General features: G+C 40.1%; 12 protein-coding genes, 1 tRNA gene and 1 pseudogene. 6 read left to right on the forward strand and 8 right to left on the reverse strand.

Translation table 11 applies throughout. The annotated features are described in order from the left end of the window. Nucleotides 1–53: 53 nt before the first annotated feature. The 4 genes from CVT08_RS08830 to mobA all read right to left on the reverse strand — a co-directional run bounded on the left by CVT08_RS08830 (nt 54) and on the right by mobA (nt 4,277). On the reverse strand, nt 54–1,184 hold the full coding sequence (locus CVT08_RS08830; RefSeq protein WP_107855732.1) for a glycerate kinase family protein: 1,131 nt from the start codon (nt 1,182–1,184) through the stop codon (nt 54–56). After that, nucleotides 1,181–2,575 (reverse strand): GntP family permease, encoded by a 1,395-nt coding sequence (locus CVT08_RS08835; RefSeq protein ID WP_107855731.1) that lies wholly within the window; start codon nt 2,573–2,575, stop codon nt 1,181–1,183. The genes CVT08_RS08830 and CVT08_RS08835 overlap by 4 nt, the downstream gene beginning before the upstream one ends. 165 nt (nt 2,576–2,740) lie before the next feature. Next, entirely contained in the window at nt 2,741–3,709 is a 969-nt protein-coding gene (locus CVT08_RS08840; protein WP_107855730.1) for a phospholipase A, read from the reverse strand. Further along, a complete protein-coding gene (mobA, locus tag CVT08_RS08845) occupies nt 3,702–4,277 on the reverse strand; it encodes a molybdenum cofactor guanylyltransferase (protein ID WP_107855729.1) in 576 nt (191 codons plus the stop codon). The genes CVT08_RS08840 and mobA overlap by 8 nt, the downstream gene beginning before the upstream one ends. A gap of 213 nt (nt 4,278–4,490) precedes the next feature. Between mobA and CVT08_RS08850 the strand changes: the two genes are divergently transcribed. After that, entirely contained in the window at nt 4,491–4,748 is a 258-nt protein-coding gene (locus CVT08_RS08850) for a SemiSWEET family transporter (RefSeq protein WP_107855728.1), read from the forward strand. Nucleotides 4,749–5,039: 291 nt separating this feature from the next. Here the strand turns inward: CVT08_RS08850 and leuC are convergent, their stop codons facing one another. Continuing rightward, a complete protein-coding gene (leuC, locus tag CVT08_RS08855; RefSeq protein WP_107855727.1) occupies nt 5,040–6,305 on the reverse strand; it encodes a 3-isopropylmalate dehydratase large subunit in 1,266 nt (421 codons plus the stop codon). Nucleotides 6,306–6,860: 555 nt separating this feature from the next. Here leuC and CVT08_RS10525 point away from each other — a divergent pair. The 4 genes and pseudogenes from CVT08_RS10525 to CVT08_RS08870 all read left to right on the forward strand — a co-directional run. Continuing rightward, a pseudogene (locus CVT08_RS10525) lies at nt 6,861–7,391 on the forward strand (cache domain-containing protein); the annotation flags it as partial. A gap of 759 nt (nt 7,392–8,150) precedes the next feature. Further along, nucleotides 8,151–8,675, forward strand: a complete 525-nt coding sequence (locus tag CVT08_RS10530) for a methyl-accepting chemotaxis protein (RefSeq protein WP_103575376.1) — start codon at nt 8,151–8,153, stop codon at nt 8,673–8,675. A gap of 74 nt (nt 8,676–8,749) precedes the next feature. After that, nucleotides 8,750–10,072 carry an NFACT RNA binding domain-containing protein gene (locus CVT08_RS08865; protein WP_107855725.1) on the forward strand — a complete coding sequence of 441 codons (1,323 nt, stop codon included), beginning with the start codon at nt 8,750–8,752 and terminating at the stop codon, nt 10,070–10,072. A 2-nt stretch (nt 10,073–10,074) separates the two neighbouring features. Further along, the gene (locus CVT08_RS08870) at nt 10,075–10,416 is read left to right on the forward strand and encodes a hypothetical protein (protein WP_107855724.1); all 342 of its coding nucleotides are present in this window, start codon (nt 10,075–10,077) and stop codon (nt 10,414–10,416) included. 120 nt (nt 10,417–10,536) lie between these two features. Here the strand turns inward: CVT08_RS08870 and CVT08_RS08875 are convergent. Continuing rightward, nucleotides 10,537–10,634 (reverse strand) — tRNA-Sec (locus tag CVT08_RS08875). Nucleotides 10,635–10,709: 75 nt separating this feature from the next. On the opposite strand from CVT08_RS08875, the gene CVT08_RS08880 reads away from it, so the two are divergent. Then, a complete protein-coding gene (locus tag CVT08_RS08880; RefSeq protein ID WP_107855723.1) occupies nt 10,710–11,285 on the forward strand; it encodes a BON domain-containing protein in 576 nt (191 codons plus the stop codon). Nucleotides 11,286–11,287: 2 nt separating this feature from the next. On the opposite strand, the gene CVT08_RS08885 is transcribed toward CVT08_RS08880, so the two are convergent. After that, nucleotides 11,288–13,738, reverse strand: coding sequence for an efflux RND transporter permease subunit (locus tag CVT08_RS08885; RefSeq protein ID WP_107855722.1), 2,451 nt, complete (start codon nt 13,736–13,738; stop codon nt 11,288–11,290). Beyond that, nucleotides 13,738–14,340, reverse strand: coding sequence for an ABC transporter substrate-binding protein (locus CVT08_RS08890; RefSeq protein WP_107855721.1), 603 nt, complete (start codon nt 14,338–14,340; stop codon nt 13,738–13,740). The genes CVT08_RS08885 and CVT08_RS08890 overlap by 1 nt, the downstream gene beginning before the upstream one ends. Nucleotides 14,341–14,342 lie beyond the last annotated feature (2 nt).

Consider the following 14,342-nt stretch of genomic DNA (forward strand, 5'->3'; position numbering starts at 1 on the left):
TTGGAGGTAAATTTAGAGAAAAAGATAGAAATTTAGCTTCTATCTTTTTAAATTTATGCTCTGTGATTTAGCATATAAAGGCGGATGACTTGCTCGGCAGTCATCTTTAAATTTCTAATGGCATTATCTTTTCGCATAGCTTCTTCAAGGCTCATTGGTTCATTTAGTATGCAAAAATACGCATCTATGCCGTGTTTATGGCAGTCTTTGGCGCACCTTTGCACGCTTCCAGCAAGCGCAATAACTGGCTTATGATGCCTCTTAGCTAGCTTTGCCACGCCTGTTGGAGTCTTGCCCATGGTACTTTGAAAGTCCATACGACCCTCGCCAGTGATGACAAGATCGGCCTTTTTGATCTCATCTTCAAGTGCGATGGTCTGCGTGATGATCTCGATACCAGGCCTAAGCTTTGCGCCCAAAAATGCAACAAAAGCAAAGCCAAGTCCGCCAGCTGCTCCAGCGCCCTTTTGCGTGTGAAATTTAGTGCCATTTTTCTCTTTTACAAGGCTTGCAAAGTGCTTTAGCCCATCATCAAGCTGCTTTACCATGCGACCATTTGCGCCCTTTTGTGGGGCATAGACGTAGGCAGCACCCTTTTGTCCGTAGAGTGGATTATCCACGTCACAGGCGATTAAGAATTCGCACTCTTTTAGCTCTTTTATAGCCTCTTCATCTGAAAAGTCGCAAATTTGAGCTAGATCTTCACCTTTACCCTCAAGCAAAGCGCCATTTTTGTCATAAAATTTAAAGCCAAGAGCGCTTAGCATACCTGTGCCAGCGTCATTTGTAGCACTTCCGCCAATACCTACGATAAATTTCCTAGCACCCTTGCTAATGGCATCTTTTATCATCTGACCAAAGCCAAATGTGCTAGTTTTCATAGGATTGCGTTCATTAGTATTTATAAGAGTAAGACCAGAAGCACTTGACATCTCAAGTATGGCAAGGTCATCTTTTAGAGCATATCTAGCTAAAATTTCAGTGCCAAGTGGGTTTTTGACGATGATATCTATAAATTTAGCATCAAGTGCGTCAGCCATAGCCTCCACGCTGCCCTCACCGCCGTCAGCTACTGGCTTTACTATAACATCACAAAAGTCTTCAAGGGCTTCTTTTATAGCAAGGCCCGCTTCAAGCGAGCTTAGCGAGCCTTTTAATGAATCTATCGCAACCAAAATTCTCATAAAAGCACCAAAGATAGTATATAAACGCTGATCATACCAACAACGCCCATGATAAATGTCATCGCTGTTTGTGTGCGGTAACCTTGATCTGCGGTCATCTTACTGAAGTTTGTTACGACCCAGAAGTAGCTGTCGTTTGCGTGAGATACGCACATCGCGCCAGATGCTATCGCCATGACACAAAGCGCAGCTGAGATTTCGCTCGTAAAGCCAAGTGTGTGCATGAGCGAGTTATCAGCGCTAAATGCACCCATGATAGAGGCTGTCGTGATGATAGCCACGGTCGAGCTTCCTTGAGCAGTTTTTAGCACGGCTGAGATGATGAATGGGAAGAAAATTCCTATCGCTTTTATAGTTGAGGCATTTTCTTTTATGAAATTTACAAAGCCAGCCTCAGTGATGACGTTGCCTAAAACGCCGCCAGCTGCGGTGATAAAGAGTATAGGACCTGCGATCTTTAATGATTCGTTTGTTATATGGTCAAATTCTCTCATCTTTTTAGTTTCTGCTAGTAAAAATACACAAAAGATCACGCCGATCGCAAGGGCGATGATAGGGTTACCTAAAAATAAAAATACTTTTGGTAAAAAAGAAGCCTTATCAAGCATGCTTTGCTTTGCCAAAACGTCGATCACAGAGCCAACCGCCATGAAAATGATAGGCATGATGATAGGTGCGATGCTTAAAAATCCGCTAGGCAATTTGCCAAATTTATTTAAAAGCTCCTCGTAGCTCGCTGTTATCGTAGCGTCAGCCTCTTTGTCGCTGATAGTTACGCTTTTAGCGATGCTTTTTGAAAAGAAATAGACAGCTACCAAAACAGGCACCGAAACTACTGTACCCATGATGATGACAAGAAGTAAATTTCCGCCAAGGCCAAGTGTGCCAGCAGCAGCTATTGGACCAGGAGTTGGCGGGATGAAGACGTGAGAAGCGTATAGACCGCCGCTAAGTGCTACTGACATAGCAACTGGGCTTGCTGCGATCTTTTTATAAAGTGCTTCGCGGATAGAGTTTAATACGACAAAACCACTATCGCAAAATACTGGTATGCCAACAACCCAGCCCATTATAAGCATGGCAAGCTCAGGGCGTCTTTGTCCGACTAGCTTTACGACCATGTCAGCTAGCTTTAGCGCAGCTCCCGTTTTTTCAAGCACTGTACCGATGATCGTTCCAAAGATGATGACGATGCCGATGCTCTTAAATGTGCCACTAAAACCAACGCCTATCATCGCTGGGATCTTGGATAGATCGATACCTGCGACGATCGCAAGCACCAAAGATATACTCATAAGTGCCAAAAATGGATGCACCTTGAACTTTGAGATCATAAGGATCATAAGGATGATTGCTATAACAAAACAGACAATCAAAGCTATACCGCTCATAAAAACTCCTTTATTGTGAGATTTTGCTAGTGATTTTAGCAAAATTTGCTTATATTTTTTCTAATATTTTTAAGTTTTTCTATTAGTTAAATTTTTTTCATTATTTATGTAAATTTTAGATTACCTGCCCAAATTTAGCCACTTTATAAGATTAAATTTTTAAGGCTATTTTAAAATAACAAAGCCAAGACCAACCTTATCTGTGTGCCTATCATAATCAATCAAGCTCTCGCCATATCCTGTAAAATACTGCAAATAGCCATAAACGCCGCTTGAAAATATCGGAAACATATATGAAATTTCAGCAGCACCTTTATTTGTTTTATCAAAATGTAAGTTATTTCTTAGCATTAGGCTAAAAATTTGATCATTTAGCTTGTAGCTAAGCCTTACGTCGCCGTGTCCGATGTAGTTTAAAATTTCTTTATTGTCGTTCTTTTCGCCGATCACGCTCCAAACTCTTGGTGAGACGCTAAAGTTGCCATAGACAAAGTCGCTTTGCACGTAGGCTCTGTTCCAGCTTCTTGATTTGCTGCCATCTCGTCCATTTGACTCATGCAAAAGGCCAAATTTTAGATTTTGGATGCCGATTTTCTCTAGATATTTTGGTGAGGCAAAATTTAAGAAAATTTCTGGCTGATAGTTTGTCTCGCGAAACGGCGATGACTTTTTAGTGATCTGCCACCACGAAGTCTGCGTATAGGCTGCCACTAGGCTCTCTCTAAGGCCAAAAACGTCGTAAAATAGCGGCTTTGCAAGGCTTATTTGAAACTTGGTCTCAACGCTCTTTCGCCCATCATCTGGCACAGTTTTAGCGTAAGTTACTGGAAAAAGGTAGTTAAATTTATAAAGTTCTATGCCAAGTGCGTTTTGCAGATGGTGTTCAGCCTTGTTTTCTTGTGTGATCTTAGCCTGCTTTACCTTTGCTTCTGGCGTCGCTGGCTCGGCATTTAGGCTAGCCTTGGAGGCTAAGCCTTGCGCGTTTATAGAGTTTTCGGCAATGCTTTTATAAATTTGCATAGCACCTTTTATGTCGCCACTTTGCTCAAGTGCTTGCGCCCTTTGAAACTCGCTAAGTTCGCTTGCTGCTAAAAGGCTAAAACCAAAAGCCAAAAATGGTATAAATTTAGGCATCTTTTTGCTCCTTTTTTTGAATTTCGTTTGCTATTTTGTATTCTTCCGGGAAATTTACGTTAAAAAACTGCTCTTTATCATCAAAATTTACTATCTTGCACTTGCAGCTTTTTCGTAAAAGTCCGATTTTATGCTCATTTTTTAGGTAAAGCTCATGCGCAAGCGGGGCTAAGCCTGGGCTAAAAAAGCCACAAAGCGAGTGTATATGCTCATCATCGCCAGCTACGACCATGTCAAATTCATCTTTAAATTTAGCTAGCTCATCAAGGCTAGAAGGCTCAAAAAATGGCATATCAGCTGGGATGATAAAGACGCTATGATCAAAGCTTTTAAGCACAGAGTAAAGCGCTAGCATCGGCGAATAGTCCTCGCTGCTCTCATCTTTTATAAGCTTTAGTGGCGGGCTAAATTTCTCAAATTTGGAGCTTACAAAAACCTCATCAAAAACTTTGCTAAATTTAGCAACCTGATAGTGCGTAAGCGTTTCAAAACCCCCAAATGGTAAAAGCGTCTTGTCCTGACCCATGCGTGAGCTCTTGCCACCTGCTAAAATGACGCAAGTTTGCATTTTTATCCTTTTAAATTTTAAAAATTACAAAAGTATAACCAAATTTTCTAACTCATCTTGTTTTAAATTTATTATCACTTGATAAAAGCTTTGCCTTAAATTTGTAAAAAAGCGCTTTTGTCAAAGCAAGGGTTGCTTTCTAGCAGATAAAATAATTTTTACCTCGCTAATCATAAAGCTAGAAAATAACGGCTTACTTTTAAAGGAGATCACATGAGCGAAAGAAATTTGCAAATTTTAGGTTGGATAGGTACGTGCTTACCAGTTGTTATGTATTTTTCATACATCACACAAATAATGGGCAACCTTGATGGCCATAAAACGCCTTTTATCCAGCCACTAGCTGCTGCGATAAACTGCACGATCTGGACAAGTTACGGCTTGCTAAAAGCTAAAAAAGACTATCCACTTTCTGCCGCAAACTTGCCAGGCATAATCTTTGGACTTTTGGCAACTATAACAGCGTTTTAATGCTAAAAATAGACGGTAAATTTGCAAAAATAGCAGGATCTATCGGTTAAATTTAATTTATACAAAATGCTTTTGAATTTCTTTGATTTTTACAGATAAAACCAGATATTACAACGAAAAATTTCACAAGAAAAACATTTCACCAAATTTGTCAAAAATATAAGGCAAAGTATCGTGAGATGGGTTTAAGGGTTGCGACGTAAAAATTTAGCAAAGATAAGACAATTCAGTCTATCGAGCTAAATTTTTACTAGCTCCGTTAAAAGCGCTCGCGAGACGAGCCGTTAAATTCTAAAGATCACGCGGATCGGCGATTTTGCCTGCTATCGCTGAGGCCGCCACAACAGCCGAGTTGGCCAGATAAATTTCACTCGTTCTATCGCCCATACGGCCGACGAAATTTCTATTTGTCGTTGAGATACAGCGCTCATTTGCACCTAAAATGCCCATATATCCGCCAAGGCAAGCGCCACAAGTTGGGTTGCTCACAACCGCTCCTGCTTCGATGAAAATGTCGATAAGTCCCTCTTTTTCAGCAGCTCTTGCAATCTTTTGCGTCGCTGGAGTGATGATGAGCCTTGTTTTGCGAGCTACTTTTTTACCTTTTAGGATCTGTGCTGCGATGCGAAGGTCGCTTAGACGGCCATTTGTGCATGAGCCGATAAATGCCTGATCGATAGCTAGATCGTCGCGAACCGCCTGCCTTACGCTCTTGCCGTTGCTTGGCAAAAATGGATATGCGATGACTGGATCAAGATTTGTAACATCGATCTCTAAAATTTTGTCGTATTTTGCGCCCTCGTCTGAGTAGAAAAATTTTGGTTTATCACGTAAATTTTTATCTTTTAAAAACTCTTTTGTGATCTCATCAACTGCGATGATACCGCTCTTTGCTCCAGCTTCGATCGCCATATTGCACATTGAAAATCTATCATCCATGCTAAGGCCCTCTATCACCTCACCGCTAAACTCAAGTGCCTTGTAAAGTGCGCCATCAACGCCTATTTGGCGGATGATCTCAAGGATGAGGTCCTTGCCATAAACGTGCTTATCAAGCTTGCCTTTAAAGACGACTTTGATGCTCTCAGGCACTTTAAACCAGTTTTTGCCAGTGATCATCGCATAAGCTAGGTCGGTGCTGCCCATGCCGGTGCTAAAGGCTCCAAGAGCGCCGTGAGTACAGGTGTGGCTGTCTGCGCCGATGATGACGTCGCCTGGGATTACTAGCCCTTTTTCAGGCAAAAGCGCGTGCTCGATGCCCATATCTTTTTCGTCAAAATAGTTTTTAAGGTCGTGTTTGTAGGCAAATTCGCGTGAAATTTTGGCTTGATTTGCGCTTAGGATGTCCTTTGTCGGGATGTAGTGGTCCATCACGATAGCAAAGCCGTTTGGATTAGCTAGCTTTTTAGCGCCACTTCGCTCAAACTGCTTAATAGAAATAGGCGTCGTGATGTCGTTGCCTATGATCATATCGATCTTACTCTCGATGATCTCTCCTGCGCTTACCTCTTTGCCAACGTGATCTGAGAATATTTTTTCTGTGATGGTTTGTTTCATAAATTTCCTTTAAATTTTGAGGCGATTTTAACGAAATTTGTATAAAAAGATATTTAGCTAGCGCTTTAAGTCACTATAAATTTGACAAAAAATTTATTCTAAAAAATTTGGGCGGATAAGATTTACAAGATAGCATTTTCTTTTTGTATATTTTAAAATTATAATTTAAGTAACTAAAATCAATTCAACGTCAAATTTAGCCCTAAATTTTATTCTAAATCACTAAAATACTTTGTTTATTACTTTGGATAATTAAATTAATAAAATTTAGCAAAATTTATCATAACAAGCGTTATTTAGCTACTTTTTGCCATTTTTTCTTAAAAATAAAAATTAAGAGATATTATTTAACTTTTATTATAAAATACGCCGAAAATTTTAAAAGGATTTAAGATGAAAAGACTTTTTTCTAGCTTGTCTAACAAGATAGCCTTTTTGCTGACAGCTTGGATGCTAATAGGCATAGGCATATTTTTTAGCATAAACTACTCAAATTCCAAATCGGAAAAAATTCAGTCCTACAACAATGTGCGTAAAACTGGTCTAAAATCGACGATGTATTTTGTCGATGAGTTTTTAAAGTCAAGACTTCACATGGTGCAAACCTTTGCAAAAGAGCTAGAGGATAAAAAGCTCTATGTTAGCAGGGACGATATAGCTGAGGCGCTAAAGGGTGCGTTTGTCATTTCGCCATTTGACGCGCTATTTGTAGGCTACGCAGATAATGGCAACGTCATAAAGACTGATCTTTTGAAAAACAACGAGCCATTTTTGATACCAAATTTTGACGGTCGCACGAGGGCTTGGTTTAAGGGTGCGAGCAGCAGCGGCAAGCCTGGATTTTCAGAGCCATACGTAGATGTCACGACAAAGAATTTAACCATCACAGCCTACGCTCCTATCTTTGATGGCAACCACAAGCTTGTAGCGGTAATTGGCGCAAATATTTTCTTAAACGGCCTTAGTGAAGAGCTTTTAGAGATAAAAACAACTAAGACTTCAAACATCATGATCGCTGATGATGCTGGCAAAGTGATAGTTCATCCTGATATAAATTTAGTCTCAAACGAAGATGAAACCTATAAAAACCTCATCAAAGAAAATATGAAAAACAGCATAGATGGCGACAAGGTTTCGCTATTTTTCCATAATGGCATGAGAAATGTCATCTACTGCCAAAACCAAAAGCTAACAGGCTGGAACGTCTGTATAGTGGCTGACGCTGATGAGTTTGTGGCTGAAATTCAAAGCGCTTCAAATAAGCAAATTTTGATGTTTAGTCTGTTTTTGATCTCAGTCATCATCGCTATCATCGTGGTCGTTAGATACTTCTTAAGGCCGGTTTTAACGATACAAAATGGACTAATCGAAGTCTTTAAATTTATAAACAACAAAACTTCAAATGTCGAGCCTATCAAGCTAAAAACCAGCGACGAGCTAGGCGTTATGGCTAGCATTATCAATGAAAATATAGAAAGCACAAAAGAGAATTTAAACAGCGAGCGCGAATTTCTAGCCAAAACACAAGAATTTGTAAGCAAGATAAAAGGCGGCGACTTTAGAGCAACGCTTGAAGCGACGACAAACAGCCAAGCACTGCTTAAGCTAAAAGAGGCATTTGGCGAGCTACGTGACGCACTAAAGACAAATATCGCTTCAAATGAGCATGACATCTTAAAAGCGCTAGAAATTTACTTTAAAAATGACTTTACTGCCAGGATAAACGACGAGGGCGTCATCGCAAAAGGTATCGACGCACTTGGCGATAAGATCGCGCAGATGCTAAAAAATAATGAAGAGATCGCAAAACTGCTAGAAGATCGTGCAAAGGCGCTAAAAGGCTACATGCAAGAGCTTACCACTAAGGCAAACAAGAGTGCGACTTCGCTCTCTGAGGGTGCGGCCGCGGTTGAACAGATGAGTGCGTCTATGAGGCAGGTAAATGCAAGATCAGATGATGTCAAAAGGCAGTCTGAGGAGATAAAAAATATCATCACCATCATCCACGACATCGCCGATCAGACAAATTTACTAGCCCTTAACGCTGCCATTGAAGCAGCACGTGCGGGCGAGCATGGCAGGGGCTTTGCGGTGGTGGCTGATGAGGTTAGAAATTTAGCCGAGCGCACACAAAAAAGCCTTGGCGAGATCGAGGCAAATGCAAATATCCTAACGCAAAACATCGACGATATGAGCGCAGCGATAAATGAGCAAACCATAGCGATCGCTCAGATAAACACGCTAGTTGCCGATATCGACAACCTAACAAAAGAAAATCTTGAAGTGGCAAACCAAACAAACAAGGCCACAAATGAGGTCGATGAGATAGCTGATCAGATCGTAAAAGAGGTCGCTAAAAACAAATTTTAGTGATTTTGGTCCTAGCAAGCTTGCTAGGACTCTTTGTTAAAACATTTTTGCAACATTTCTGATATAATCCTCACATGAAGTACGCACATTTAGTTCAAATAGCAAGTTATCTATCAAAATTTAAAAAGATAAGCCAAGCAAAGCGCGTAAGCGACATGGCTATACTTATCGAATTTAGCGGCGAAAAGATCATTTTTGATCTAAATAAGTCAAACTCTGCGATCTATAAAGATGACGAGCTAAAAGAGGCGAAAATTTATCAAGCGCCCTTTGACAACGTCCTAAAAAAGCGCTTTAACGCCTCGCATATAAAAAGCGTCGAGTGCCTAAAAGACAATAGAATTTTAAAATTTACTTGCACGCAAAGTGGCTCATATAAAAGCGAAAATTTCATCCTCTACCTTGAATTTACTGGCCGCTTTACAAACGCCGTGATAACTGACGAAAACAACGTCATCATCGAGGCGCTAAGGCATATAGATAATAGCTACCGAAAAATAGAAACTGGCGAGGTCTTAAAAGAACTTCCAGCCATCGTTATAAAAGAGAAGCCGTGCGAGCCTATAACTGACTTTGATGAGTTTTTTAAAAGTGAAGCCACTAGGATAAATGAAGCAAGGATAGCTAGCCTAAAAGAGGCAAAGCTTGCTAGCGTGCAAAAAAAGATAGATAGCATGAGAGAAATTTTAAACTCGCTTGAAGATAAAGATGAGCTTATGAAAAAGAGCGAGGAGTTTGCAAACTACGGCACGCTTTTGCTTGCAAATTTGGCAAATTTCAAGGGCTATGAGAGAGAAATTTATCTTAATGATTTTAACGGCAATGAGATAAAACTAACTCTTAGCGATACGCCAAAAAATAGCGCAAATGAATTTTATGCAAGATCGAAAAAACTTCGCGCAAAAGCCCTTGGCGTGGAGATAGAAAAGAGAAATTTAAGCGAAAAGATCGAGTTTTTAGAAGGGCTAAAGTCACTTTTAAAAGAGGCTAAAAGTGCTTACGAGCTTGAAATTTTAAGCCCAAAAAACAAGGCAAAACAAAGAGAACGCCAGATAAAAGATGTGAGCGAAAATGCTGAAATTTTTTACGTTAGAGAGTTTAAAATTTTAGTTGGCAGAAACGAAAAAGGCAATATAAATTTACTTGATCTAGCCAAAAAAGACGACATCTGGCTTCATCTAAAAGACGCCCCAAGCGCTCACGTCATCATAAAAACAAACAAGAGCAAAGTGCCAGAAGACGTGCTAGAAATGGCTGCTAAATTTTGCGTGGAATTTAGCGTAAAAGGGGCTGGCAGATATGAGGTGGATTACACCAAACGCGAAAATTTAAGGCGTGAAAATGGCGCGAACGTCACTTACACAAACTACAAAACGATCATCATAAATAAAGGCTAAAAATGGCGGTAACACCTTTAGGAAATAGCAACTTCATCAACCAAAACGCCCCAGTCGTCTCGCAGGTGCATGCAAACCAGCAAGCACGCTTTGACATGCAAGCGCTAATGGCATCTGAGCTAGCCACCCAGCAAAACGAGGAGATCAAAGAGGTGCGTCCGATGGAGGAGTCATACAAAATAGACCCTGAAAAAGAGCACGAGCGTCAAAAGAGTGAAGAAGAGGCGAGCGAGTTTGAAAATGAAGAGCAAAATGCAAAAGCTAAAGATGAAGAGGCCTTAAAGGACGAGCTTGATAGCGAAGAAGAGAGCGAAGAGCCACACATTTTGGATATAAAAATTTAATTTTTAAATTTAAAGACCATTGTTTAAATTTGCAACCTTCGTTTTTGAAATTTTACTAGCTAACTGCGCCTTAAAATCAAAAAAATCATTTAAAAAGTAGAAATTTAAAAGAAGTAAAAGTGGCGAGAGGATGAGAGAATCGAACTCCCCACCAGACGGTCAACCGCCCAGTCATCGGGTTTGAAGCCCGTGAGCATCACCAGATTACTTTATCCTCCGTGAGCGTTATTTTAGCAGATTTAGATAAATTTTAGCCCATTTTCTATAAACTTTTTAAAATTACAAAAGGATTTATGATTTCTAAATTTAGCGTTTTTGTATTTTTGGTCTTATTTTTTTGCTCTTGCTCCTCAGTCCTCACCCCAGCAACAGCGCCACTAAATGTATATGACGCATACTCTATTTCTCGCGATAAGCGCGGTATCTACTCGATCTCGCGTGATAAATTTATCCAAAGCAAGCTACAAAGCAAAATTTTGTTTTCAAAAGGACTTAGTAACATCGACATCGAGATAGAGGTCTTTTACGGCGATGCCTATCTCATAGGGCTTGTTGATAGCAAAGAACTTGAAGGTAAGCTAGTTGAGCTTGCCAAAAGCACGGACGGAGTGCGAAAAATTTACACCTATCTTAGGGTAAAAAAGAGCGAGTATCCGTGCGATAGCCTGAGCATTCTTGCAAATTTAAAGCAAAATCTCTTCAAAGATAGCGTCGTTGAGGGCACAAATGTGCGTGTTAGCATCGTTGGCTGTGACGTTGTTTTTAGCGGTGTGGTAGATAGCATTGAGCAAGAAAAGCACGCCATTTGGTACGCTAAGCACATTGATGGCGTGGTAGATGTCTATTCGTTTATCAAAGTTATCAAATAAATTTATACCTCGCGCTTTTTCACAAAACTAGCAATGAGACTTGGCAAGATGATGAGCGCACCAAGCAGCATAAAGACCATAACAAGATCAGTTAGCAAACCAAAATAAATAGTCGGTATAAAGTTGCTCGTTATCATCACGCTAAATCCAAGAAAAATGGTAAATGAGGTGTAATACATCGCGTATCCTATGCTAGCGTGTGCAGCCTTGATGCTTTCAAAAACGTCCTTTGTAAGCAGCTCCTCTTTGAAGCGGTGGATGTAGTGGATGATATCATCAACGCCGATACCTATACTAATGGCGGCAATCGTAATGCTCATCACATCAAGCGGTATGCCAAAAAATCCCATTACGCCAAAGAGCGTGCAAAGCGGGATCAAATTTGAAACAATGGCGATGGTTGCTAGCTTGATACTTCTAAAAACAAAGCAAAATATAACAAAAAGTATCGCAACCGTTAGTCCAAATGTATCAACCTGCGAGCTAAGTAAATTTTGAAGCATGTTGTTGTAAAGTACCATCATACCGGCCACTTCTATGCTCACGTTATCATTTTTGGTAAGCTTGGCAAGCCCAGCTCTAAGCTCTTTTAAAAACTCATTTCGCCTAAGCTCAGAGTCGCTATCGATGATCCTTAAACTAAATCTAAGCTCGTTGTTTTCGACGCTCACGTAAGGACTTAACAAGATGTTTTTATACTCAAGTGGTAGCTTCTCATACATCGCTGCAAGTAAAAAGTCATCGCTAACGCCGTTATTTAGCTCTTTTATCGCCTTTATGAGCGTTGCAAGAGAGCTTACGTTGCCTACAAATTTTTGCTGCGTCAAATGGTCGTGAATTTTCTCTGCGATCCTTGTGTGGTAGCTGTTAAACCAGTATTTTGCGCTCTTTGCGTCGTTTTCAAACTCACTTTCAAAGTCATCTTTTTCATCGCTTTTTTCTTGTTTTGGCTCGCTCTCTTTAAATTTCACTATCACATCAACTGGGATCGTGCCACCAAGCTTTGTGTCGATGACTTGCATACCTTGGCGGATCTGCGTACTCTCTTTAAAGTAGCCAATGAAGCTATTTTCAACCTTTATCTTGCTAATGCCATAGACGCCAAAGCAGACGACTAGCACGCAAACTGCGTAGATGATCTTTCTTGAGTTTAGGGCTAAATTTGCGCAGTATTTTGTAAATTTAAAGCTATTTTCAAATGTCCTAACAGGGGCGAGCTTTTTTAAATTTGCATTTACCGAGCCAAATAGCAAAAATGCAAGCACTAGTGAAACGCTAATGCCTGCACTCATCATGATACCAAGCATGATAACTGGCTTTATATCGGCACTCATTAATGAACTAAAGCCAATAACCGTTGTAAATATCGCCCAAAAAGATGGAGAAAATTTGTCACGAAGTGTCAGATAGATGAGCTGATTTTGGCTGTATTTTGGATGTTTTGCATAAAATTCTCGGTAGCTTACGACTAGGTGGATGACTGTTGAGATGGTGATGATGAGCTGAAGTGCGATGTAGTTTGAGCTAATGACCGTCACTTCCCAGCCAAACATACCAAAAATTCCAGTCGTAAAAATGGCACTCACTGCGCAGATAAACATCGGTAAGACGATCCATCTTGGCTGCCTAAAAAATAGCCACAAACTAAAGCTAAGAAGCGCTAGAACACTTAGGCCATAAACCAAAAGATCGCTCTTTATAAAACCTATCATATCATCAGCGATCATATTTGCGCCGCCTAAAAAGAGCTCATCGTTTGCGTTAAATTTAGCGATAGCTGCCTTTATGGCTTCAAGGTTTTTGTGATCGCTCTTTCTAAGCTCATCTCGGTAAGCTTTAAACTCAGCCACAAGCGCTTGAAATTTAAGCTTCTCCGCCTGCGTGATAGTGCCGTTTGACTCTTTTTGGCTAAGTAAATTTCGCTCATTTAAAAGCTCGTTAAATTTCTCATCTTGCTTTAAATTTAGCGCGATCGCCGTGGTTTTTAGATCTTTACTTATCAAATTTCCACTATAAATGGGGCTTTTTGCAAACTCAAGCTTTGCTTTTGAAATATTTATATCTTTATCGCTTAGCGTTGGCGTATGCTCTAAGATGCCTGTCACGCCGCCTTTTACGCTATTTAGAAGCGGCACGTTTAAGATAGAGATGACGCTGCTAACCATATCGTTTTTGGCAAGTTCGTCGCTTAAATTTTTAATAAGCTCTAAATTTTTAGGTGAAAAAAGATCATCTTTTGGGGTAAAAGCGACCACTAAAAGCCCTGGCGAGTCGTAGCGTTTTGCTATCTGTCTATAAGCTTTTAGATCTGGGTCATGTTCAAGCAGCAAGGTCTCAGCTGAAGCGTCGATGCTTAGTCTTGTGCTAAGGTAGCCAAAAACTACGCTTAGAACTAGCACAAGCGAAATAACAAGCTTGTTTTTGGCAATGATAAATTTAAAAATTTGTCGCATTAAGGATTAGTTTTATTTTGATCAGGCAAAACCGCTTCGTTTAGTTTTTGTAAAAGCGTATTAAAATCGCCATTGTTTAGCACGTCGCCAAACTGGCTTCTATAAGTTTGGATGATGCTCACACCAACGATATCAAGGTCATAAATGAGCCAGCCACGCTCTTTTGCATCGTAAAATTTATAGATAAATTCATAGCTTTTACCATCATTTACTAGCTCAGATGTGACCCAGTATCTATTTTTTTGTGGCTCACTCTCTCCAGTGATGTGGATCTGTTGGTCTTTGTAGCCTAAAAGCTTGTCGATGTATGAGCTTTTTAGCTTTTGCTCAAAAGCAGCGTCAAATTTAGCTTGCTCGTCGGCACTTAGGCTGTTGTAGCGCTTGCCAAGGCTGATCTTTGCCATCTGTTTGTAGTCAAAAAATGGATCAAGCAGAGCAAATATCTCTTTTGTCTTTGCCTTGTCGTCTAAATTTGCATTTTTTAAAACCTCGATCACCTTTGTTGCCTTTGCCTCTATCTCAGGCTTTATCTGCTCTTTTGACATAGCAAAAAGGCTAGTTGCTAAAAGTAAAATCGCCGCTATAATTTTAAAAATTTTCATAC

The sequence above is a fragment of the Campylobacter concisus genome, from assembly GCF_003048835.2.
Taxonomy (GTDB): Bacteria; Campylobacterota; Campylobacteria; order Campylobacterales; family Campylobacteraceae; genus Campylobacter_A; species Campylobacter_A concisus_D.

What these genes read in the sequence shown, in the direction of transcription:
- CVT08_RS08830 (WP_107855732.1), bottom strand. Translation starts at nt 1,184, where the DNA reads ATGAGAATTTTGGTTGCGATAGATTCATTAAAAGGCTCGCTAAGCTCG.
- CVT08_RS08835 (WP_107855731.1), bottom strand. Translation starts at nt 2,575, where the DNA reads ATGAGCGGTATAGCTTTGATTGTCTGTTTTGTTATAGCAATCATCCTT.
- CVT08_RS08840 (WP_107855730.1), bottom strand. Translation starts at nt 3,709, where the DNA reads ATGCCTAAATTTATACCATTTTTGGCTTTTGGTTTTAGCCTTTTAGCA.
- mobA (WP_107855729.1), bottom strand. Translation starts at nt 4,277, where the DNA reads ATGCAAACTTGCGTCATTTTAGCAGGTGGCAAGAGCTCACGCATGGGT.
- CVT08_RS08850 (WP_107855728.1), top strand. Translation starts at nt 4,491, where the DNA reads ATGAGCGAAAGAAATTTGCAAATTTTAGGTTGGATAGGTACGTGCTTA.
- leuC (WP_107855727.1), bottom strand. Translation starts at nt 6,305, where the DNA reads ATGAAACAAACCATCACAGAAAAAATATTCTCAGATCACGTTGGCAAA.
- CVT08_RS10530 (WP_103575376.1), top strand. Translation starts at nt 8,151, where the DNA reads ATGCAAGAGCTTACCACTAAGGCAAACAAGAGTGCGACTTCGCTCTCT.
- CVT08_RS08865 (WP_107855725.1), top strand. Translation starts at nt 8,750, where the DNA reads ATGAAGTACGCACATTTAGTTCAAATAGCAAGTTATCTATCAAAATTT.
- CVT08_RS08870 (WP_107855724.1), top strand. Translation starts at nt 10,075, where the DNA reads ATGGCGGTAACACCTTTAGGAAATAGCAACTTCATCAACCAAAACGCC.
- CVT08_RS08880 (WP_107855723.1), top strand. Translation starts at nt 10,710, where the DNA reads ATGATTTCTAAATTTAGCGTTTTTGTATTTTTGGTCTTATTTTTTTGC.
- CVT08_RS08885 (WP_107855722.1), bottom strand. Translation starts at nt 13,738, where the DNA reads ATGCGACAAATTTTTAAATTTATCATTGCCAAAAACAAGCTTGTTATT.
- CVT08_RS08890 (WP_107855721.1), bottom strand. Translation starts at nt 14,340, where the DNA reads ATGAAAATTTTTAAAATTATAGCGGCGATTTTACTTTTAGCAACTAGC.